The sequence below is a fragment of the Providencia vermicola genome, assembly GCF_010748935.1.
Taxonomy (GTDB): Bacteria; Pseudomonadota; Gammaproteobacteria; order Enterobacterales; family Enterobacteriaceae; genus Providencia; species Providencia zhejiangensis.
Genome location: NZ_CP048796.1, coordinates 3,253,715 through 3,276,481 on the forward strand (window position 1 = coordinate 3,253,715; position 22,767 = coordinate 3,276,481).

Annotated in this window: 23 protein-coding genes and 1 riboswitch; of the genes, 11 read left to right on the forward strand and 12 right to left on the reverse strand. The window is 40.9% G+C overall.

All coding sequences use genetic code 11. From position 1 onward, the window contains the following. Nucleotides 1–47 precede the first annotated feature (47 nt). The gene (locus G3341_RS14670) at nucleotides 48–383 is read left to right on the forward strand and encodes a zinc ribbon domain-containing protein YjdM (RefSeq protein ID WP_163862715.1); all 336 of its coding nucleotides are present in this window, start codon (nucleotides 48–50) and stop codon (nucleotides 381–383) included. Nucleotides 384–457: 74 nt separating this feature from the next. Here G3341_RS14670 and G3341_RS14675 read toward each other — a convergent pair whose 3' ends face one another. The 3 genes from G3341_RS14675 to G3341_RS14685 form a co-directional block, all read right to left on the reverse strand. Further along, a complete protein-coding gene (locus tag G3341_RS14675) occupies nucleotides 458–2,056 on the reverse strand; it encodes an ABC-F family ATPase (protein ID WP_163862717.1) in 1,599 nt (532 codons plus the stop codon). Nucleotides 2,057–2,409: 353 nt separating this feature from the next. Beyond that, on the reverse strand, nucleotides 2,410–2,868 hold the full coding sequence (locus tag G3341_RS14680; protein WP_154622689.1) for a GNAT family N-acetyltransferase: 459 nt from the start codon (nucleotides 2,866–2,868) through the stop codon (nucleotides 2,410–2,412). Between the two features lie 18 nt (nucleotides 2,869–2,886). Further along, a complete protein-coding gene (locus G3341_RS14685; RefSeq protein WP_154622688.1) occupies nucleotides 2,887–3,462 on the reverse strand; it encodes a TIGR00730 family Rossman fold protein in 576 nt (191 codons plus the stop codon). A 342-nt stretch (nucleotides 3,463–3,804) separates the two neighbouring features. Here G3341_RS14685 and rhtA point away from each other — a divergent pair, with 342 nt between their 5' ends. Together rhtA and dps are read left to right on the forward strand one after the other, a co-directional pair. Further along, complete coding sequence (gene rhtA, locus G3341_RS14690) at nucleotides 3,805–4,692, forward strand: threonine/homoserine exporter RhtA (protein ID WP_154622687.1); 888 nt, start codon at nucleotides 3,805–3,807, stop codon at nucleotides 4,690–4,692. A 290-nt stretch (nucleotides 4,693–4,982) separates the two neighbouring features. Then, nucleotides 4,983–5,486 (forward strand): DNA starvation/stationary phase protection protein Dps, encoded by a 504-nt coding sequence (gene dps, locus G3341_RS14695; protein ID WP_154621974.1) that lies wholly within the window; start codon nucleotides 4,983–4,985, stop codon nucleotides 5,484–5,486. A gap of 101 nt (nucleotides 5,487–5,587) precedes the next feature. Here dps and dinG read toward each other — a convergent pair whose 3' ends face one another. Then, nucleotides 5,588–7,705: an ATP-dependent DNA helicase DinG gene (gene dinG, locus G3341_RS14700; protein WP_163862719.1), complete on the reverse strand. Its 2,118-nt coding sequence runs from the start codon at nucleotides 7,703–7,705 to the stop codon at nucleotides 5,588–5,590. A gap of 242 nt (nucleotides 7,706–7,947) precedes the next feature. Between dinG and G3341_RS20500 the strand changes: the two genes are divergently transcribed. Continuing rightward, on the forward strand, nucleotides 7,948–8,109 hold the full coding sequence (locus G3341_RS20500) for a hypothetical protein (protein ID WP_167520925.1): 162 nt from the start codon (nucleotides 7,948–7,950) through the stop codon (nucleotides 8,107–8,109). A gap of 27 nt (nucleotides 8,110–8,136) precedes the next feature. Then, nucleotides 8,137–8,979 carry a 3-mercaptopyruvate sulfurtransferase gene (gene sseA / locus G3341_RS14705; RefSeq protein ID WP_154621976.1) on the forward strand — a complete coding sequence of 281 codons (843 nt, stop codon included), beginning with the start codon at nucleotides 8,137–8,139 and terminating at the stop codon, nucleotides 8,977–8,979. A gap of 194 nt (nucleotides 8,980–9,173) precedes the next feature. On the opposite strand, the gene G3341_RS14710 is transcribed toward sseA, so the two are convergent. From G3341_RS14710 to rhlE, 3 genes are all read right to left on the reverse strand, one after another. Beyond that, nucleotides 9,174–9,422, reverse strand: a complete 249-nt coding sequence (locus G3341_RS14710; RefSeq protein ID WP_154621979.1) for a GlsB/YeaQ/YmgE family stress response membrane protein — start codon at nucleotides 9,420–9,422, stop codon at nucleotides 9,174–9,176. Nucleotides 9,423–9,604: 182 nt separating this feature from the next. Next, on the reverse strand, nucleotides 9,605–10,561 hold the full coding sequence (gene dusC, locus G3341_RS14715) for a tRNA dihydrouridine(16) synthase DusC (protein ID WP_163862720.1): 957 nt from the start codon (nucleotides 10,559–10,561) through the stop codon (nucleotides 9,605–9,607). Then, nucleotides 10,561–11,898, reverse strand: a complete 1,338-nt coding sequence (rhlE, locus tag G3341_RS14720) for an ATP-dependent RNA helicase RhlE (protein ID WP_163862722.1) — start codon at nucleotides 11,896–11,898, stop codon at nucleotides 10,561–10,563. The genes dusC and rhlE overlap by 1 nt, the downstream gene beginning before the upstream one ends. A 292-nt stretch (nucleotides 11,899–12,190) precedes the next feature. Between rhlE and cecR the strand changes: the two genes are divergently transcribed. The 5 genes from cecR (at nucleotide 12,191) to G3341_RS14745 (ending at nucleotide 17,962) form a co-directional block, all read left to right on the forward strand. After that, nucleotides 12,191–12,877, forward strand: coding sequence for a transcriptional regulator CecR (gene cecR / locus G3341_RS14725; protein ID WP_154624720.1), 687 nt, complete (start codon nucleotides 12,191–12,193; stop codon nucleotides 12,875–12,877). Between the two features lie 82 nt (nucleotides 12,878–12,959). Next, entirely contained in the window at nucleotides 12,960–13,952 is a 993-nt protein-coding gene (hlyD, locus tag G3341_RS14730; RefSeq protein WP_154624719.1) for a secretion protein HlyD, read from the forward strand. 12 nt (nucleotides 13,953–13,964) lie between these two features. Continuing rightward, nucleotides 13,965–15,707, forward strand: a complete 1,743-nt coding sequence (locus G3341_RS14735; protein ID WP_154624718.1) for an ATP-binding cassette domain-containing protein — start codon at nucleotides 13,965–13,967, stop codon at nucleotides 15,705–15,707. After that, nucleotides 15,704–16,843 carry an ABC transporter permease gene (locus G3341_RS14740; RefSeq protein WP_154624717.1) on the forward strand — a complete coding sequence of 380 codons (1,140 nt, stop codon included), beginning with the start codon at nucleotides 15,704–15,706 and terminating at the stop codon, nucleotides 16,841–16,843. The genes G3341_RS14735 and G3341_RS14740 overlap by 4 nt, the downstream gene beginning before the upstream one ends. Before the next feature lie 12 nt (nucleotides 16,844–16,855). Further along, entirely contained in the window at nucleotides 16,856–17,962 is a 1,107-nt protein-coding gene (locus G3341_RS14745) for an ABC transporter permease (protein WP_154624716.1), read from the forward strand. Nucleotides 17,963–18,096: 134 nt separating this feature from the next. On the opposite strand, the gene G3341_RS14750 is transcribed toward G3341_RS14745, so the two are convergent. From G3341_RS14750 to moaA, 5 genes are all read right to left on the reverse strand, one after another. Then, complete coding sequence (locus G3341_RS14750) at nucleotides 18,097–18,804, reverse strand: Bax inhibitor-1/YccA family protein (protein WP_154624715.1); 708 nt, start codon at nucleotides 18,802–18,804, stop codon at nucleotides 18,097–18,099. Between the two features lie 135 nt (nucleotides 18,805–18,939). Beyond that, nucleotides 18,940–19,392 (reverse strand): molybdopterin synthase catalytic subunit MoaE, encoded by a 453-nt coding sequence (gene moaE / locus G3341_RS14755; RefSeq protein WP_163862725.1) that lies wholly within the window; start codon nucleotides 19,390–19,392, stop codon nucleotides 18,940–18,942. A 1-nt stretch (nucleotide 19,393) separates the two neighbouring features. Further along, nucleotides 19,394–19,639, reverse strand: coding sequence for a molybdopterin synthase sulfur carrier subunit (moaD, locus tag G3341_RS14760; RefSeq protein ID WP_163862726.1), 246 nt, complete (start codon nucleotides 19,637–19,639; stop codon nucleotides 19,394–19,396). After that, on the reverse strand, nucleotides 19,636–20,115 hold the full coding sequence (moaC, locus tag G3341_RS14765; protein ID WP_154624712.1) for a cyclic pyranopterin monophosphate synthase MoaC: 480 nt from the start codon (nucleotides 20,113–20,115) through the stop codon (nucleotides 19,636–19,638). The genes moaD and moaC overlap by 4 nt, the downstream gene beginning before the upstream one ends. A 28-nt stretch (nucleotides 20,116–20,143) precedes the next feature. Next, a complete protein-coding gene (gene moaA, locus G3341_RS14770; RefSeq protein ID WP_154624711.1) occupies nucleotides 20,144–21,124 on the reverse strand; it encodes a GTP 3',8-cyclase MoaA in 981 nt (326 codons plus the stop codon). Then, nucleotides 21,114–21,254: riboswitch (molybdenum cofactor riboswitch) on the reverse strand. Its footprint overlaps the gene before it by 11 nt. Before the next feature lie 546 nt (nucleotides 21,255–21,800). Here moaA and yvcK point away from each other — a divergent pair. Further along, nucleotides 21,801–22,709, forward strand: coding sequence for a uridine diphosphate-N-acetylglucosamine-binding protein YvcK (gene yvcK / locus G3341_RS14775; protein ID WP_154624710.1), 909 nt, complete (start codon nucleotides 21,801–21,803; stop codon nucleotides 22,707–22,709). Nucleotides 22,710–22,767 lie beyond the last annotated feature (58 nt).

Consider the following 22,767-nt stretch of genomic DNA (forward strand, 5'->3'; position numbering starts at 1 on the left):
TCAGTCATCACTTTACATTACTAAATAAGTTACTGAGAGTATTTAATATGCAATTCCCTCCTTGCCCGAAATGTCAGTCTGAATACACCTATACTGATAACGATATGTATATCTGCCCTGAGTGTGCGCATGAATGGAATGATGCCGAGCCTGTTGAAGAAAGCGATGAGTTGGTCGTTAAAGATGCGAACGGAAATCTATTAGTAGATGGCGATACTGTCACTGTCATTAAAGATCTAAAAGTGAAAGGCAGCTCATCAATGCTAAAAATTGGTACTCGTGTAAAAGGTATCCGCTTAGTCGAAGGCGACCACAATATTGATTGTAAAATTGATGGATTCGGCCAAATGAAGCTAAAATCTGAATTTGTGAAAAAGAACTAATTAACTTATTTTGTTAAAAACTAAGACCTAGCTAAGCTAGGTCTTTTTTCAATCATTTATAAACCATAGTCAGTTTATTCAACAACACCTTGGCTCTTCAAATATTCATCATAAGTGCCTTTGAAATCAATCACTTTATCTTCCTTAATTTCTAAGATACGACTTGCTAATGAACTGACAAACTCACGGTCGTGAGAAACAAAAATCAATGTTCCTTTATAGAGTTCTAACGCAAGGTTTAAGGATTCGATCGATTCCATATCTAAGTGGTTGGTTGGCTCATCCATAATTAAGATATTTGGTTGTTGCATCATGAGCTTACCAAATAACATACGGCCTTGTTCACCACCCGATAAAACAGAAACCTTTTTCTTAATATCATCTTGAGAGAACAGTAAACGACCTAAAATACTGCGGACGGCTTGTTCATCATCCCCTTCGTTTTTCCATTGGCTCATCCAATCAAAAACGGTTAAATCAGTATTAAAATCCTCGGCATGATCCTGAGCATAATAGCCGATAGAGCTATTTTCAGACCATTTTACTGTACCACTTTTAGGTGGTAACTCACCTACCAGTGTTTTCAAAAATGTCGTTTTACCAATACCGTTCGCACCGATAACCGCCATTTTTTCACCAACTTCTAGCAATAAGCTCACATTTTTGAATAGAGAGGATTGCTCATAACCGTTGGTCACAGCTTCAAGTTCCAATGCATTTCGGAACAATTTTTTCTCTTGTTCAAAACGTATGAATGGGTTTTGGCGACTAGAGGCTTTAACTTCTTCCAATTGAATTTTATCAATTTGGCGTGCACGAGAAGTTGCTTGTTTTGATTTAGAGGCATTAGCGCTGAAGCGACTCACAAATGATTGCAATTCGGCAATTTGCGCTTTTTTCTTCGCATTATCGGCAAGTAAGCGCTCTCTTGCTTGTGTTGCGGCAATCATATACTCATCATAGTTACCCGTGAACAAACGCAGCTCACCATAATCTAAGTCGGCCATATGGGTGCAAACTGTATTCAGGAAGTGCCTATCATGGGAAATAATCACCATTGTACAGTTACGGTCGTTCAATACTTGCTCTAACCAACGAATAGTATCGATATCAAGGTTGTTGGTTGGTTCATCGAGTAACAAAATATCGGGATCAGAGAACAGTGCTTGAGCCAAAAGTACCCGCAATTTCCAACCAGGAGCAACTTCACTCATTGGGCCGTAATGCTGCTCGACAGGAATACCAACACCAAGCAGCAGCTCACCCGCACGAGCTTCCGCACTGTAGCCATCCATTTCACCGTAAGCGACTTCAAGGTCTGCAACGCGATAGCCATCCTCTTCACTCATTTCTGGGAGGGCATAAATACGGTCGCGTTCTTGTTTTACATTCCATAGCTCAACGTGCCCCATAATCACAGTATCCAGTACCGTGTATTCTTCAAAGGCAAATTGATCTTGGCGAAGCTTACCAATGCGCTCATTAGGATCTGTGGTACTTACATTTCCCGCAGTTGGTATAAGATCGCCCCCTAGTATCTTCATAAATGTCGATTTACCGGCGCCATTTGCGCCGATTAAACCATAACGGTTTCCTGTTCCGAATTTAACGGAAATATTTTCAAACAGCGGCTTACTGCCGAACTGCATAGTGATATTGCTTGTCTGTAACACTTCTATGCCTTTAATTTACGATGTCGAGGATACCCAACCAAATAGCGGCGCATTATGCCACATTCGTTCGCTTAGATCTTGTACTGATTGCGCCACCGAGATCAATAGTCATCCACCTGCTCTGTCTATAATCAAATGAGATAAACATGAATCGGTTATGAGCTTATATATCAATACTAATTATTGCTATTATGACGATATAATGAATGGTATTAAAAAGTTGTATAATGACCTTTAAGTTCTAAATAAAAATATTCTTTGTTAAGACAACGGAACATAATCGCAATAAAAAATAGAATATATTGATAATATCGTGATGGCCCAATATTTATTATTAGGCCATCAATGGGCTTTTATAGCTTAATTCCCATGGTACGAGTGATTTCTGTTAACCCTTCTCTCTCATAAAACTTAATAGCTTGATGATTTTGTGATAATACAGAAAGTTCTAAATGACTTAAATTGCGTTCTTTCGCCCATATTTTCATATGCTCAAGAAATTGATGCCCCATTTTTTGACTTCTTAATTCTGGAGCAACGACAAGGTCAAAGATATAACAAAAATCTCTAGGAACCATACAGTTATAGGGAGATGCTGATTGTTGTTGAGCGAGGCAAAAACCTTTAACTTTTCCATCATGCTCTGCCACTAGCAACTGAAATTTTTCATCACTAATGGCATGTTCGACAAACTCTCTAGCCTGTTTTGCTGGTTGCATTCTTTCACTGTCTAAATTCGCCATCTCTGAAAATAATAGCTCGTATAGGGAAAGCACTGCTTCAAGGTCTTGTTTAACCGCACATCGGATCATAAATCCCCTCTTAATAAGTTAGCTATATGTTTTTATTGATGGCGCGATATAGCTCTCAAAGCGATCGAATAATGCCGCTGGAGAAGTTTCAACAATCGCCATGTGACGATATTTTTCCTGCAAAAAAGCCTCATCTGCCATTTTATTGGTCATATCGATTAATGGTTGCCAATAGTTATTAATATTGAACAGGCCGCAAGGTTTGGTATGTAAACCAATTTGGCTCCAAGTAAATACCTCACTAAATTCCTCAAGCGTGCCATATCCTCCGGGTAAAGCAACGAAACCATCAGCTAGCTCTATCATTTTATTTTTACGCTGGTGCATTGTTTCAACTTTATATAATTCAGTGAGGTTTTTATGTGAAATTTCACGTTCTTCAAGTAATGAAGGAATAACGCCAATGGCTTTTCCGCCTAAAGATAAAATGGTGTCAGCCACTGTTCCCATAATGCCTACGCTAGCACCACCATAGACTAAAGTAATATTACGTTTGACCATTTCTTCAGCAAATTGAATAGCCTGCTGCCGATAAACCTCATTCGCCCCCATGCTTGACCCACAATATACCGCGATACTGTTAATTTTTTTCATTTTGTCCTCATTATTATTGTGTTTTTATTGAAAAATAATTATACGTCACATAAAGATAACCTCAATACACATTGTATAAAGCCATAAAGTCGCATATAAATTATTGTCCAAATTTAGTCTATACTTTAGTCGGTATCGGGTTAACAAGACAAACATTAAATGTCATGTATTATTGTGCTTTATATTTTATAAACACATATTATCTATGTTGAATTTATGCCATAATTACGTCCATCTTATTGCTAAGCTATGTGTTTTTCCTTTTGTCGCAAAATTATTCATATTTAAGAATAGCCAAGCATTTTATAGGCTTGATAACGTATTTCTGAGGTTTAATTATTCATGTCTGCCGATACTAAAAAGAGCGCTTTTCCTCTGTTACCTGTAGGGTTGTTGTTGCTTGCAATGACCTCAATTCAGAGCGGTGCATCTCTAGCTAAAACATTATTTCCTGTTATCGGTGCTCCGGGGGTAACTGGGCTACGCCTATTGCTTGCGACCGTTATTTTATTTGTTATTTTTAAGCCTTGGCGATTGAAATTTAGACGCAACTCCCTTGTTCCTCTACTCACATATGGCCTTTCTTTGGGAACCATGAACTATTTGTTCTATCTCTCTTTAGAACGAATTCCATTAGGGATCGCGGTTGCACTCGAATTTACTGGCCCACTTGCCGTTGCTATGTTTTCATCTCGCCGCCCTATTGATTTCCTTTGGATAGCATTGGTTATCGTTGGCTTGCTATTTTTATTACCTATTGGTGATAATATTAATGCCCTTGATCCGATTGGTGCTTTATATGCGCTCGGTGCTGGCGTGTGTTGGGGCATTTATATTATTTTTGGTCAACGTGCCGGCGCGGGTTATGGTGCTGCAACTGTCGCTATTGGTTCATTTATTTCCGCGTTGATTTTTTTCCCGATTGGATTAATGCAAACTGGTGTTGAAGCCATGTTTGATCCCGCTATTTTACCATTGGCATTAGCGGTTGCTGTTTTATCAACTGCATTTCCTTATACTCTTGAAATGATCGCCCTAACGCGGCTTCCAGCAAGAACCTTTGGTACCCTGATGAGCTTAGAACCCTGTATGGGCGCATTCCTAGGCATTATCTTTCTTCAGGAGCATTTAACTGCAACCCAATGGTTAGCGCTATTATGTATAGTATGTGCATCTATTGGTTCAACATCTACTGCGCGTCCAAAAACTAAAATAGAAGAAGTCACTTAAATATATAACGTTTGAATTTCTTTTATTATTTTTATCTTATTCAAGGTTAATAAAGTTAAAATAACTTTCTTTATTAACCTTATTTATTGTAAATTTTCTTTAACGTCATTGAAATATTACCTTATTAATCCTATATTATTATTTAGTAATAATTAATTTACTTGTAATTCGTTATCAATTTTACCTATCAAAGTAATAGAATATAGCATTATGACAAACTGACTCTGTTGTTTTATATTATTTAACAGAAACAGGATACTGATAAATTAAAGACTTATAAGGGGAAAATTATGAGTACAGCTAAATTAGTTAAAGCACCTCAAGCAAACCTTTTATATACCCGCAATGATGTTGAAGATAGTGTCAAATTAGAAACTATTGATATGTTGAATGTCATGGTGGTTCATTTCACCGATCTATCTTTAATGACAAAACAAGCACACTGGAATATGCGTGGTCGTAATTTCATTGCTGTACATGAAATGCTTGATGGTTTCCGTGCCTCTTTAGTTGAGCACCTTGATGAATTTGCAGAACGTGCAGTTCAACTTGGCGGAGTCGCTATTGGGACCACTCAGCAAGTGAATAAGTTTACTTCGTTAGAGGCATATCCAATTGATATCCATGATGTGCAGGATCACCTCAAAGCACTAGCCGATCGCTATGCTGTTGTTGCTAATGATATCCGTAAGGCTATTGATGAAGTCGAAGATGAAGACACTGCGGATATGTTTACAGCAGCATCACGTGACCTTGATAAATTCCTATGGTTCTTAGAAGCCAATATTGAGTAATGTCGATAACAATAGTCAACCTTGACTGCCCCTTGGCCACACCATGGTGTGGCCTTTTTCATCCCTATTGGTTATTAAACCCCTTCAATTTTTAGTTCACTTCATGTGACCTGTTTATTTATTGGCATTTGAGGCTGTTCAATAGGAAAAACGGGTAGCGCATTCAATAACCGCTTGCCATAATTTTTGGTGATTAACCGTTTATCATAAATAATAATTTCACCGTAGCATTCATGACTACGGATCAAGCGGCCAGCTTGCTGAATTAGATTAAAAGAAGCACTCGGTAAACTTTGAACTTCAAAAGGATAGCGCTTAAGCGATTTTAGCCACTCCCCCTCTGTGATAATGACTGGGTTCGTTACAGGTGGAAATGCAATTTTATGAATATGCACCTGAGTTAAATATTCGCCTTTTAAATCAAGCCCCTCAGCGAATGATTGCAAGCCAATTAATACGCTAACTAAACCTTTATCGATGCGTTCACAGTGCGTTTCCACTAATCGGTAACGAGGTTGATCCCCCTGTACTAATAATTGTAAACGCAAATCTTTCACATGCTCTAAAAAACCGTCCATAGCGCGTTGGCTACTAAATAGCACCAACATCCCTCGATGCGTTCCTTTCTCTAATTCATGGCGAAAATAGGTTGCCATCTCCGCTAAATGTTGCTCTTCGGTCGCGATAGTTGGCTCATATTTCATTTGAGGAATAACTAATTTTCCCTGTTCAACATGATTAAAAGGAGACGATAAAGTGATAAAACGATCATCACTTTTTTCTGATAACCCACTCAACTCTTGAAAACGCGCGTAACTGTTGAGTGAACGTAACGTTGCAGAGGTCACCACAATATGTGGCACATTGCGCCATAACAGTTGCTGAAGTTGTTCACTCACTCGAATACCAGCACAGTGCATAAATAAGCGAGACTGATTTTTCTCATAACGACGACTAAGCCATTTAGATACCGGAGCGCCTGATGTTTGCTCAAGAGTCGCTAAACGCCACAACTTTGCCATATTTTCAAAATAACCTAACGCTCTGCTAGTTGATAAAATAGCGCGATGTAGGCGAACAATATCTTGTTTCGCTGTCTGTTCGGTTAAATCATTTAAAATCGCTTCAGATAAGCCTTTAAGGGCATCTGTTAATTTGAATAAATCCTGACAGCATAATTGCATTGCCTCAGGTAACTGTCCCAACGGAAATAAATATTCACTGTCCTTCGAGGTTTCTGGCAATAAAGCATTTGTTAATAGTGAAAAATCACGAAATGCCGCCCTTAATTTTTCTGCATGTTGATGCAATCGTTCGGGATTCGCTAACTTCGGTGGTTTAGCCGGGCTAAACTGAGCAACATACTGCCCTACATTATGAATAAAGTTATCCACTTGCGCAGTTAATTGAACAAGGGTGATTTCACCTTCTACTTCTAATGCATCTCTCGCAACATCAGGCACATGATGACCTTCATCAAGTACCAAAAGCAGCTTTTTAGGTTCAGGCAATACAGATTCACTTTCCATCGCTGCCATCACTAAGGCATGGTTTGCCACCACGACATCCGCATCTTCAATTTCTCGGCGGGCAATAAAAAATGGACAGCGCTGATAAAATTGGCAATTACGACCTAAGCAATTCATTTTATCAGTACTCACCTTTCGCCATAAGCTATCACTAAATGCTCGTTTATGGTGATCCCTCAACCCATCCCATGCAAAGCTATGAAAGTCATTACGTAGCTGCTGACAAATCGCTCTTTCTTCACTATTGGCTATTTCAGCCTTATCTTCGACTAACAACATTAAGTCAATTTGTTCGCCTTCAGCTGCACAAATTGCCTCTAAATTGCGAGGACATACATAACGTGCTCGACCAAAAGCGCCTGTATACTTAAGGTCGGGAATTATTTTACTGAGTAATGGTAAGTCTTTACTGAAAATTTGATCCTGTAACGCGACATTCGCCGTGCTGACGACTAATATTTTGCCTTCTTCACGCCCAACAGCAATACCGGGTATTAAATAAGAGAGTGTTTTGCCTACTCCTGTTGGTGCCTCAATCACCAAATGTCGCCCTTCTTCATCAGACAAATTTTTTGCAACTTCAGCAATCATTTGGCGCTGTGGTGCGCGGGAAACGAACCCGTCAATATGGTGTGATAACCCTTTATACCATTGGGTTATATGTTCTTTAATTTTATTTGACAGAGACATAGGCTCACTGCTGTTTACATTAGAAGGTGTAGAATAACCAATGTGGTTAATAAACCAGACGTTATCAGAAAGTATTTACGATGTGCTTTGCAAAAACTACTGTTTAAAAAACCATTATGCCACAAAATTGGGAACAGGTTGGCAAATTCCCCATTCATCCGCACAAAAAAGAGTATTTAACTTGTCTGCAACACTCATCGAGTTATACTTTGGGTCTACTTCTTCAACTCAGGCTATAAAAAATGAAAAAGGTTGTTATCGCTCTCTTCGCGCTATGTGCATTCGGTTCCGTTGGTGGGATTGTTTTAGCGGGCATGAATATTTATACACGTTCAACGACACCTATTGAACACAGTCAACCACAGCAACCTTCTATTATTCCTGCGGTTAATCAGGCTCAATAATATTTACATTCAGGATGAAGATAATTTATGTATGACGCTTATTTTGTCACACCTCACTGGTTACATGACCACCTGTCAGATACTAACCTTATCGTACTAGATGCTTCATCTCCCCCTCCAACCGCGCCTTATGATTGTCGGCAGCGTTGGTTAGAAGAACACATTCCTCATGCCCAATTCTTTAATCAAGATGAAGTGGCAGATACGCGTATTGCCCTGCCACATATGCTGCCAGATGAAACTACATTTAGTCAGGCCGTCGGTAAAATGGGAATAAATAATGATACTCAAGTAATCATTTACGCTCAGAATAATTTATTCTCTGCGCCTCGCGCGTGGTGGACATTTACAACGATGGGCCACAAAAATGTCAAAATTCTAGCTGGTGGCATTGATGCATGGAAAGCGGCAGGTTTTGAAACTCAGACAGGAGAAGTTATCCCTCCGACACCGCAAACCTACACGGCCAAATGCCAGCGTGAAAATGTTTTAAATCAAGCTCAAGTCCTTGAACTAGTAGAAGAGCAAAAGCAAGTACAGATTATTGATGCCCGTGCCGCCGCACGCTTTTTAGCGCAAGCCCCTGAACCTCGTCCGGGTCTACGCATGGGGCATATCCCTGGTAGTAAAAATATGCCTTGGGATCTGTTAGTCGACAAGGGTGAGTTTAAATCAGAAACAGAACTGAAAGCGCTGTTTGCTAAACAAGGCATTGATATTCATGCCCCTTCTGTCACAACTTGTGGCTCAGGTATGACCGCCGCCGTCGTCTTAATGGCATTAACACTATTAGGTAATACCAATGTTAGCCTGTACGATGGCTCATGGGCTGAATGGGGGCAAGATAACGGCTTACCGATAGAACCTTAGTCACTGTGCTATCACTCCCTTGCATATAAAGCGACTTAACTCACATAAGGGAGTGTTAGCTGAAATCTTGGGAACTCATCAGCCATAATTGAGTGAGCCAAGATATCTATAGTATCAGCATGACGATTTCCATAAAAATAAACCACCTAATTAACGGTGGTTTATTTTAAGGTTCATTCTGATTGGGTATCAGGTTATTTAGCAAATATTCCAGCTAAAAATAGCACGACTATCGCACCGATCACGGCAACCACAAAGCTGCCAAAGTTGAAACCATCTACCTTACCTTTGCCAAAGAAAGTACTGATATATCCACCAACGACGGCCCCAACAATTCCGAGTACGGTCGTCATGACAAAACCGATTTGGTAGGTTCCTGGCATGATCCACTTCGCCAAAATACCTGCAATAAGACCAAAAATAACCCAAGAAATAACTCCCATCATAGACCTCCATACAAATTAAACACGGTAAAATAGAGTTTAATCCTGTGAGTTTGCCATTCTATGACAAACAATTTAAACCCAATTTAACATGACTTAAAAATGATTAACCAATTTAAGTAAAGATCTAATACGCTATTTTGGCAAATAAAATACAATTGAATGATTAAATTTCAAACAATTTAACTTTTATTTAATGTTTGTTTAACTTCTTTTTCGATTATTTCTGCGATCTGATTAGCAGTTTTTAGTGCTCTAATATGTGAGAATAATAGGTTGGCCTGTTCATATTCTTTGCGTAAATAACCTAACCACTGTTTGATACGAGCAGCGTGGTAATTCCCTGTATCTCCCTGTTTCTCTAACTCAGTGTACTTTAAGAGTAGCTTCCCAACTTGTTCCCAAGGCATTTTAGGCTGGTTCGCTTTCACCACATGGCTAAGATTCGGCGTATTCAAGGCACCTCGGCCAATCATAATGGCATCACAGCCTGTCATTTCAAGGCAGCGTTGAGCGCTTTCATAATCCCAAATTTCGCCATTAGCAATAACGGGGATCGATAAACGCTGACGAATATCACCAATAGCTTGCCAATTAATTTTCTCGGCTCGATAACCATCTTCCTTGGTTCGCCCATGTACTGTGAGCTCTGTCGCGCCTGCCTGTTCAACTGCATCGGCAATTTCATAGCAAAGCTGGCTACTATCCCAACCTAATCTTACTTTAACAGACACAGGAAGCTCCTTTGGAACAGCCTCACGCATAGCTTTCGCTGCACGGTAGATCAGTTCAGGCTGCTTCAGTAATGTCGCTCCGCCACCATGTCCATTGACCGTTTTAGAGGGACATCCACAATTAAGATCAACCCCCCATGAACCTAAAGAAACCGCTCTAGCCGCGTTTTCCGCGAGCCATTGCGGATGCTGGCCCAATAGTTGTACGCGTACTAATGTTCCCGACGGTGTACGACTCCCATGACGTAGTTCTGGGCATAATCGATAAAACGTTTTCGCAGGAAGTAGAGTATCGACAACACGCACAAACTCGGTAATACAGAGGTCATAATCATTGACCTCACTGAGTAGCGAACGTACCAGAGAATCGAGAACGCCTTCCATTGGAGCCAGAACAACACGCATTAGCCTTCACCATGCCCCTGACGCACTTTCTTTTGTGATTTTTTCCACGGTGAACCAGAAGTTGCCGGCTTACTTTTCGTATTCTCGGTGCGTTCACGGCGAGGCTTCGCAGACGTGGTATGGCGCTTACCGCTACCGCTACGTCTCTCATTATTGCGCTGAGGGCCTTTCTGAATAGGTTCAGGCTTAATTGAAGGGTCGGGCTCATAACCATCAATCGCCATAACGGGGATGGATTTTTTCAATAATTTTTCTATATCTTTTAATAACTTAACTTCATCCACACAAACTAGTGATACCGCCATTCCCGTTGCTTCTGCTCGTCCTGTACGACCAATACGGTGAACATAGTCTTCCGCCACATTAGGCAGTTCGAAGTTAACGACGTAAGGAAGCTGTTCGATATCCAAACCACGCGCAGCAATGTCTGTAGCCACTAAGACACGTATGTCACCTGATTTAAAGTCTGCTAGGGCGCGTGTACGTGCACCTTGGCTTTTGTTTCCATGGATTGCAGCGGCTTTTATTCCATCTTTATTAAGATGCTCAGCAAGTCGGTTCGCGCCATGTTTTGTACGCGTAAACACGAGCACCTGTTGCCAATTATCACGACCGATCATGTAGGATAAAAGTTCCGCTTTACGTTTCTTATCAACATGATGCACAAATTGGGTGACTTGTTCAGAGGCTGAATTACGGGGAGCGACTTCAATAGTAATTGGGTTATCTAATAGCTTATTCGCTAGCTGTTTAATTTCATCAGAGAACGTCGCTGAAAACAGCAAATTTTGGCGTTTCTTAGGCAATTTATTGATAACACGGCGAATATCATGAATAAATCCCATATCCAACATGCGGTCAGCTTCATCAAGAACAAAAATTTCAACTTGAGATAAATTGACCGCATTTTGATGTTCTAAATCGAGTAAACGTCCGGGTGTCGCAATCAAGATTTCAACACCACCACGTAATTTCATCATTTGAGGGTTAATGCTGACCCCCCCAAAGACCACAAAGGAGCGAACCTTCAAATGGCGGCTATATTCTTTAACATTTTCAGCAACTTGAGCAGCCAATTCACGGGTAGGCGTCAAAATCAATGCTCGAATGGGTTTACGATCTTTCCCTGTGCGGGGAGTGGAGATCAATTTCTGCAAAATAGGTAACGTAAAGCCCGCGGTTTTTCCCGTTCCTGTCTGGGCGCTTGCTAATAAGTCATGGCCAGCAAGAACTGCCGGGATAGCTTGCTGCTGAATTGGCGTCGGTGATTCATAGCCTAACTCATTGATGGCAAGCAGAATTTCCTCGTTTAATGCGAGGTCTGAAAAACTAGTCAACTTAAATTACTCCGGGCTTCACCACTCTGAATAATCAGAGGCAGTTCGAGGGGAAGGATCATGTAGAAGGATAAAGGTGCAAACTGCCGTGCTATTGCAAAAATTGTAACATTATTTGTTCCTAATAAGTATATTAATTTAGTTTATAAAATAAATTAATACAAAATTACTTGAATATAGTATATATAACTATTACACACTGCAATATATCGTTTTCCGTCAGTGCGGAAAGCAAAAAGCTGCATAGCGCTAGTTAAGTTAATATTTAATTTTAACTGTTTAAGGAAATTTCATGACCATAAATACACCATCAACTCATAGAGGAGAAAACGCCAAAGTGCAGTTGTTATATTCGGCTGCTGATGTCTATGGTGAATTAGGTCTGGATGGAGCAACAACCCGCAAAATTGCTCAGGTTTCAGGCCAAAATATTGCTGCTATTTCGTATTACTTTGGTTCAAAAGAGGGTCTATACCTAGCTGTAGCACAATTGATTGCAGATACAATAAAAGAAAATTTTAGTGAAAATATTTCAGAAATAGATACTTACCTTCGTCAACCGGCACCCTCGCCTGATGAAGCCATTACGCATTTGCAAAAAATCTTAGTAGGTTACAACTACTTCCAATTAGAAAAAAAGAACCTTAGCTTTTCACGGATACTTGCTAGAGAACAGCTCAATCCCACTGAAGCTTATACGATTATCCATGAACAGGCACTAGGTCCTATTTACACTAAATTGAATCGGCTTATTGCTATCTATATAGGCTCCGATCCGAACAAATTAACCACGTTAATTCAGACCCATGCCATTTTGGGGGAAACGCTCTCATTCCGTATCGCAAGAGAGACACTCCTTCGGCAAACAGGCTGGAAACACATTAATGAAGAGGAGTATAAAATTATCAATCAGGTACTGATAGAGCACACCAATATATTATTAGAAGGTTTACGCCATCGCAAAGAAGGTAAAAAGTGATATGATTAATCTATAAAAATTGGTTATAGATTATTGTTCTATCTCTTTTAAATCACAATATTTACACGAAATAAGGTTAATTATGAACAGTAAACGTCGTTCTGTCTTTTTTATTCTTATTGTCATAGTAATCGGGATCGCGGCTGGTGGCTATTATTGGTATCAATCACAACAAGATAAAACATTAACCTTATATGGCAATATTGACGTACGAACCGTTAATCTAGGCTTTCGTGTAGGTGGGAAGCTCGCGTCTTTGAATGTTGATGAAGGCGCGCGCGTTACCCAAGGTCAAACACTCGGGGAGCTTGATAAAGCTCCTTATATCAATGCGTTGAATAAAGCTAAAGGGATCAGGGATAGTGCCAAAGCGCAACTAGCCATGAAGGAAAAAGGTTATCGAACTCAAGAAGTTGCACAAGTTGAAGCGGAAGTCGCACAAAAACAAGCTGCATGGCAATACGCAGAAAGTTTTTATCAACGTCAAAAAGGGTTAGCAGCATCCCACGTTATCTCCGCCAATGAATTGGATAATGCTAAAACGAATCGTAATCAAGCTCTTGCAGCCTTGAAAGCAGCACAAGATAAATTGAATCAATATCAGAGTGGATTCCGTAAAGAGGAAATAGAAGCCGCTCGTGGTGAATGGTTACAAGCGGAAGCGGCTGTTGCACAAGCCGAATTAGATTTACAAGATACCATTTTGACAGCCCCTTCCGATGGCACCATTCTTACTCGAGCAATCGAACCAGGCACTATTGTCGGGGCTGGGAATACCGTCTTTAGTGTCACTCTAACAAGCCCTGTTTGGGCTAGAGCTTATGTGAATGAGCCCAATTTGGGTATGGCCGTTCCCGGCAAAGAAGTTTTACTCTACACAGATAGCCGCCCTGATGCGCCTTACCATGGCACCATTGGCTTTGTCTCACCAACCGCTGAATTTACGCCGAAAAGCGTCCAAACGCCTGAACTACGCACTGACCTTGTGTATCGATTACGTATTATTGTCAGCAATCCTGATGATGCTTTACGTCAAGGAATGCCTGTCACTATTCGTTTCCCTCAAGAGCAGTAATAAGAGTGTATGATGAGTGAATCAGATTATCATATTCGTCTTCAAGAGGTCGAAAAGACATTTATAGGACTGGATTCGCCGGCAGTAGAACGCTTAACCACTGAAATCTATGGCGGTTCAGTCACTGGGTTAGTTGGTCCTGATGGAGCAGGAAAAACGACGCTGATGAGAATGCTTGCTGGTTTATTAAAACCAGATTCTGGCTCAATCAGCCTAATGGGGTTAGATCCTATCGCGGATAGTGTACAAGTTCATGCTAACTTGGGATATATGCCACAGAAGTTTGGTTTATATGAAGATTTAACCGTCCAAGAAAACCTCGATTTATATGCTGATTTACGTGGCGTTATTGGAGAAGAGCGCCAAAAAACCTATCAACAACTACTCAGCTTTACCGATTTAACCCGTTTTACTCATAGGCTAGCGGGGAAATTATCAGGTGGAATGAAGCAAAAATTGGGATTAGCCTGCACACTGATAGGTAAACCTAAAGTGCTTCTTTTGGATGAACCCGGAGTGGGAGTCGACCCGATAGCACGGCGGGAATTGTGGCAGATGGTTCATACCTTAGCTGATGAGGGCATGTTGATCCTATGGAGTACGTCCTATCTTGATGAAGCCCAGCAATGCAAAAATGTTTTATTACTAAACCAAGGTAAGCTACTTTTTTCAGGACAACCACAAACACTGACCCAAAAAATGGTCGGGCGCTCATATTTATTAGAGGTTCCTGCCGAAGATAAACGCACCGTTTTACAAGATGCCCTTGTACTTCCTGAAACGACCGATGGGGTTATTCAAGGTCGATACATTCGTTTGATTTTAAAAGAAAACGCATCTAAAGAATCACTATTACAAGGCTTGAATATACCTAATGGTAAACTTGTTGAAGCAGAGCCTCGTTTCGAAGATGCCTTTATTGATTTATTGGGTGGAGGGCCATCTCATCGCTCAGAGCTAGCGGCTATCATGCCTCAAATTCCTGCAAACCCCAGTGAAACCGTTATTGAAGCACGTAACCTTACCAAAAAATTTGGTGACTTTGCTGCAACGGACACGGTGAATTTCCAAGTAAAACGCGGCGAAATCTTTGGCTTACTCGGCCCTAATGGCGCAGGAAAATCAACCACTTTTAAAATGATGTGTGGGTTAATGAAACCCACGGAAGGGCAAGCTTTGGTCTTAGGGATGGATTTAAAAACTAGCTCAGATAAGGCACGACAACACTTAGGCTATATGGCCCAAAAGTTTTCTCTCTATAGCAATTTAAAGGTTGGACAAAATCTGAAATTTTTTTCAGGGGTTTATGGCCTACATGGCAAACATCAAGTTCAAAAAATCGCTGAAATGGTTGAAGCTTTTAATTTCACCCCCATACTGCATCAAATAACAGATTCTCTACCACTTGGTTTTAAGCAACGACTGGCACTGGCTTGTTCATTGATGCATGAGCCTGATATTTTATTTCTTGATGAACCAACTTCAGGTGTTGACCCTCTCACTCGGCGTGAATTTTGGTTACATATCAATGGAATGGTAGATAAAGGAGTCACCGTCATGGTCACAACCCATTTCATGGATGAAGCGGAATACTGTGATCGAATTGGGTTAGTGTATCGTGGCAAAATTATTGCAGCAGGTACCCCTGATGCCTTAAAACAACAAGTTGCCACAGAAGCGAACCCGAACCCTTCAATGGAAGATGCCTTTATTGAGCTGATACTCGACTATGATAAACAGCAGGAGGAACAATGACCGCTAATGCGTCTCATTTTTCTTGGCGTAGACTCAAAGCATTATGCATTAAAGAAAGCAAACAGATTGTGCGCGATCCAAGCAGTGCATTAATCGCTGTCGTCATCCCATTGATGCTGCTATTTATCTTTGGCTACGGCATAAATTTAGATTCAAGCCAATTACGAATTGGCATATTAATGGATCAACAAAGCCATGAAGCGAGAGAGCTGGTTGATACTTTCACAGGCTCTCCTTTTATTGATGCCACAGTGAGTGATAACCGACAATTATTGATTGATAAAATGCAAGCAGGAGAAATTCGCGGCATCGTTGTAGTTCCCGTTGATTTTTCACAACAGCTATTACGGCCTGAAGGACATGCCGCCATACAAGTGATTACCGACGGCAGTGAACCTAATACCGCCAACTTTGTGCAGGCCTACACGAAAGGTGTTTGGCATACATGGTTAGTGCAACAAGGTGAAAATAAAGGCTATTCAACAGAACCACTTATTGATCTAAATATGCGTTACTGGTTCAACGAAGCAGCGATTAGCCAGCATTTTATTATACCCGGTGCAATCAGTATTATCATGACCGTTGTCGGCGCGATTTTAACCTCATTAGTTGTAGCTCGAGAGTGGGAACGAGGCACAATGGAAGCCTTACTTTCTACGCAAATTACTCGTACCGAGCTATTACTGTCGAAACTATTACCCTATCAGGTTCTTGGCTCTTTTGTGATGATCCTCTGTATGGTCGTCACGACCTTGGTGCTAGATGTCCCTTATCGAGGTTCCCTCCTAGTCCTGTTTTTGATCACGAGCCTCTATTTAGCGACGGCGCTGGGGATGGGCTTACTGATCTCAACGATCACCCGTAACCAATTTAATGCCGCTATGGTTGCCTTAAATGCGGCATTTTTACCAGCAATCATGCTGTCAGGCTTTATTTTTGAAATATCAAGTATGCCTATAGTTATTCAAATCGTGACCTACTTTATTCCAGCGCGCTATTTTGTCAGTAGTCTACAGACGCTATTTTTAGCCGGTGATATCTATATTGTTTTACTCACCGACTTACTGCTACTTATTGCTTCCGCCATTTTATTTATTGGTTTAACGGCATGGAAAACGCGCCGACGCCTTGATTGATAAGGATTTGCTATGTTTTATCGCTTATACACCTTGATCATGAAAGAGTTGCAATCTTTATTACAAGAAAAGCAAACACGGATCATTTTGATCATGCCGGTTATTTTCCAAATGATCTTATTTCCGCTTGCGGCAACATTAGAGGTAACCAATACAACCATTGCGATTTTTGACCAAGATGGTGGTCAACACGCCATAGAGCTAACTCAACGCTTGGCTAAGGCGGAGGCCTTCTCAAAGGTTCTATTACTTAAAAATGAACATGAGATTCGTGAAACACTGGATAACCGTGAAAGCTTGTTAGTCGTACGCTTTGGGCAGAATTTTAGTGGAGACATAGATAGCCAACATACTGCCAATATGATGTTGCTGCTTGATGGCCGTAACTCTAATAGTGCACAAATTGCGGCTAATTATATCCAACAAATTGTTCAGCAGTATCAACATGAACTGACTGCGGGAAAACCTTTAGCCAATAATAGTGAGTTAATAGTACGCAACTGGTATAACCCCAATCTCGATTACAAATGGTTTATTGTGCCATCATTGGTTGCGTTAATTACTACTATTGGGGTGTTAATTGTTACCTCGCTATCGATTGCCCGTGAAGCAGAGCAAGGCACTCTCGATCAATTACTTGTCTCACCCCTTACCACTTGGCAAATTTTTATCGGTAAAGCGGTTCCTGCGCTGATTATCGCAACAGCACAAGCTACATTAGTCTTAGTGATTGGTATCTTTTGCTATCAAATACCTTTTGCAGGCTCCCTCCCTCTTTTTTATGCGACCATGATTTTCTATGGCTTATCTTTGGTAGGGTTTGGCTTGTTAATTTCAGCATTATGCTCAACACAGCAGCAAGCTTTCATTGGCGTATTTGTCTTTATGATGCCCGCTGTTTTGCTATCGGGCTATATCTCTCCAGTAGAAAACATGCCTGTATGGCTACAAGATATCACTTGGGTAAATCCGATTCGCCACTTTACGGAAATAACCAAACAAATTTACCTCAAAGATGCTGATTTCAATATTATTTGGCACAGTTTATGGCCGTTACTCTTCATATCGGTGATAACCAGCTCCATTGCTTATTATCTATTTCGCAAGAAAATAGCTTAGATGCTCTCATTCACTTGTTTTTTATGATCGACAAGCAATAAAAAACCCTTGTTGGTTAAACCATAACAAGGGTTTATGTTCTTTTACTTTATCTATTCACGTATCAGCTAACCACGATACGCAAAACCGCTAAATTAGCGACGGTCTCCGAAAATACGGAGTAACATCAAGAACAGGTTGATGAAGTCCAGATACAGGTTCAATGCACCTAAAATAGCGAATTTACGCATATTTTCTTTATCTTCGACATCAATTTGTGCACCCATTTCTTTCAGCTTTTGAGTGTCATATGCGGTTAAACCAGCGAAAATTAACACACCCGCATAAGTAATCACCCAGTACATTGCAGAGCTTTGCATCCAGATATTAACCAGTGATGCTACGATCAAGCCTATCAATGCCATAAACAGGAAGTTACCCATACCCGATAAGCTGCGTTTAGTGGTATAGCCATAGAAGCTAAGTGCCCCAAACATCACCGCTGTGATAATAAAGGTACCGACAACTGACTCTTGCGTATATACCGCAAGGATCACAGAAAGTGTCACGCCCGTTAGCATTGAGTAGAGCATAAACATGCCCGTTGCAACCATTCCACTCATTTTTGGTAGTAGGAATGATAAGCCAAGTACGAGACCAAACTGAACAACAACTAAGCCGATAATAAGACCTTGGCTTAGCATTATTTTACCTTCGAGTAAAAGACCCAACGTGTACCAAGCGACAAAAGCCGTCAGTAACAGGCCAACGGTCATCCATCCATACACCTGAGACATAAATGTCTGAATGGTGGCACTGCTGCGCTGGACAAGAGAATCATTACGTTGATCGAATCGATCCATGATGGTTACCCTTCATACATTAGTAAGAAACGACCACAGCAATGTGCCGTAGCCAGACAATATCTTGCAAAGTTTATCACAATTTATTGACATTAACATTCAACAAACTCAAAACTCAATAAGAAATCCAGATGATTACCAGCGCTCTGCACTGGCCTCATCACTCTCTTTTGCCTCAACCCAACGTTCATTATTAGGCAACGTTTCTTTCTTCCAAAATGGGGCTTTGGTTTTCAAATAATCCATTATAAATTCAGCAGCTTGGAATGCGGCTGCACGATGAGCGCTAGTGACACCAACAAAAACAATTTCTTCACCCGGTTGTAAAGTTCCCACACGATGGATCACACTAACGCGTTGTAATTCCCAACGTTGTCGTGCTTCTACTACTATCTGGGTTAACGCTTTTTCCGTCATTCCGGGATAGTGTTCAAGTGTTAATGCCGCAACACTGTCGCCTAAATTGTGATTTCTCACTTTACCAGTAAAGGTGACCACTGCTCCGTCGCTATCACACTCTGCAAGCCATTGGTATTGTTCACCCACGCTGAAATTTTCTGTTTGAACGGCAATATGGGTATTTTTCATCTTATCCCCCTGTCATTGGAGGGAAAAAAGCCACTTCATCACCGTCGTTCAAAGGATGATCTGAGGCAACAAAAGATTGGTTTACCGCCGATAGCAACTTACCATCCTCTAACGCGAGTGCCCAGCGATCACCACGTTTAGATAGGGATTGGCGTAGCGCTTCAACAGTTGGATAATATTCTGATAACTCAAGGCAATCTGTACCAACTAATTCACGCACCTGAGCAAAAAAAAGGACTTTAATCATGCATCCACCTTAAAATGACCTGATTTGCCGCCTGTTTTTTCCAATAAACGAACCGGGCCAATAACCATGTCTTTTTGCACCGCTTTACACATATCATAGATGGTTAAAGCCGCAACAGACGCTGCCGTTAGTGCCTCCATTTCCACCCCCGTTTTCCCTGTCAAACGGCAGCAAGATTCAATACGTACTTGATTTGTTTCAGGTAAGGCTTGGAGAGTTACTTCCACTTTGGTGAGTAACAAAGGATGGCATAGCGGGATCAATTCCCATGTTTTTTTGGCTGCTTGGATCCCTGCGATGCGAGCTGTTGCAAAAACATCACCTTTATGATGACTTCCTTCAATAATCATGGATAAGGTGTCTGCATTCATGGTAACAAAAGCCTCCGCCTTCGCTTCACGGACTGTTTCCGCTTTTGCAGAAACATCCACCATATGCGCTTCACCCGAAGCATTGATGTGAGTCAGTTGTGACATATTTTCTCCTGAAAAAATCAAAAATGGGTTAGCCGCCAATTACCGATAAATTAGGGGTAATGCCGCTGTCGCCCATATGCAAGAAATGGGTTTCTCGCTTGAATTGTAATCCACTTTGAATACGTGCTTTCAGTGCTTCATTTTGGTTGTCATCGCTGAGCAAATCACGTAGTGGTATGCCATTCTCACCAAATAAACACAGATGAAGATTTCCCAATGAAGAAACGCGTAAGCGGTTACAACTTTGGCAGAAATCTTTTTCATAAGGCATGATAAGGCCAATTTCCCCTAGGTAATCAGGGTGGCTAAATACTTGTGCGGGACCATCGCTCCGTGCACGGGGTACACTGTACCAACCTTCTTCAATAAGGCGGTCACGAATCGTTTCTCCCGAAATATGGTAACGGTTAAAAAGATCACTGCCTTCCCCCGTTTCCATTAATTCAATGAAACGCAATTGAATAGGACGATGCTTAATCCAATTTAAAAATGATTTGAGTGCGATATCGTTGACGTTTTTCATCAACACCGCATTGACTTTGACTTGCTTAAAACCAGCGTCAAAGGCTGCATCAATGCCTTGCATGACTTGATAAAATTTGTCTTGGCCTGTAATGGCCGCAAATTGACGAGGATCTAAGCTGTCGACACTGACATTAATCGCACCAAGCCCCGCCTCTTTCCATTGCTGCACATCACGCGCCATACGATAGCCATTGGTGGTAACCGCAATTTTCTTTATTGATTTATTTTCGTTTATCGCAGCGATAATATCGGTAAAGTCTTTACGCATCGTCGGCTCACCACCTGTGATACGGACTTTTTCTGTTCCTAATTCAGCAAAAGCACGGCTAACACGCTGAATTTCACTCAGCGAAAGGAACTCGTGGCGACCACTAGGTTTGTAACCATCAGGGAGACAATAGGTACAACGAAAGTTGCACACATCAGTAATAGATAGGCGGAGATAGTAAAATTTCCGAGCAAATTGATCGACAAGCTGCTGCATAATGACACCTTTCCAAATACGGGAGATGCAGACATTTCTATCTTGCACCCTGGTGGTTCAAAGACCACGGCCAAAGCATCATATTCGTTAGCGCGAACTTAGACACAAAGGCTAGGAGTTTTTATCTATAAGCGAATCAAGTTAACGTGGCGAATGAGCTCTCAACATTGTTTACTTTGTTCACTTATTATATGTAGGGATTTTAGCGTAAATAAAAGCAAAAAGCGAATTTGAATTTCGATATATAATATATTATACAACGGCTTAGCATTTAGTTATGCATTTGTTAATCCAATATAAATTTAATGTCATGACGTATGTGGGTAAATGTATTTTGAACATTTTGAAAAGATTTGAAGATGATAAGAAAATCACTTCAATTATCGTTTTTTTAGTTAATTAAGAGCAATCTGAATTTAGGTTTAACACAATTATTGATCCTTTCTTGATTATCACAAATAACCCGATGAGATAATTAATTTTTAACTCATCATAATTTTAAATTTTTACTGTGAATAATGATGATAAATGAACCCAAACCAGGGTTTTGTGATAGATTAACGCGGTTTTGTGTTAAACGTGACAAATCGCGCCGTTTTTCGTTTAAATTACATCTCACTAACGAGAACACTGTATAATAGCCATGGCGCTGGAAAATAACTGATATAGGAACACTATGCCGAATAGTAGTCTGACTGATTTTAGGCATGTTGTCGCTCTTGGGGGCGGACATGGGCTTGGTCGTGTAATGTCTTCTCTCTCATCTTTAGGTTCTCGATTAACGGGCATTGTTACCACTACCGATAACGGTGGGTCGACTGGTCGTATCCGTCGAGCAGAAGGCGGCATCGCTTGGGGAGATATGCGTAACTGTCTCAACCAACTAATCACAGAACCTTCAATTGCCTCAGCTATGTTCGAATATCGCTTTAGTGGGAATGGTGAACTCTCTGGACATAATTTAGGTAACCTAATGTTAAAGTCATTAGATCACCTCAGTGTTCGCCCCCTTGATGCCATCAATTTGATCCGCAATATGCTAAAAGTGGATGCAAAACTCATTCCTATGTCTGAATCCCCTGTGGATTTGATGGCAATAGATGATATGGGGAATGAAGTCTATGGCGAAGTGAATGTTGATGCTTTAGTTGAATTGCCTCAAGAGCTACGTTTATACCCCAGAGTCAAAGCCACCGCAGAAGCGGTTGAGGCAATTCACCAATCTGACTTGATTTTAATCGGCCCAGGCAGCTTCTTTACTAGCCTAATGCCCTTATTGCTGCTTGATGACATCACCGATGCATTACGTGAATGTAAAGCCCCTATGATTTATATTGGCAACCTTGGTAAAGAACTCAGTACCTCAGCTGCCAGTCTAACCTTAAAAGAAAAGTTACTGATGATGGAACAACATATTGGCTGCCAAAAAATTAATGCCGTCATCGTTGGCCCAAGAACCAATATTGAACCTATTCGCCATGAACGTTTAGTAACACAGCGTGTGTTAGAAGCCGACGATATCCCTTATCGTCACGACCGCAAATTGCTTTTGCAAGCGATTGAAGAAACAGTACAACTACTTTAATCATTCGTATAGCCGTCGACAATTTGCCACTCAAACGCTCTGAAGTTAACCACGAGAA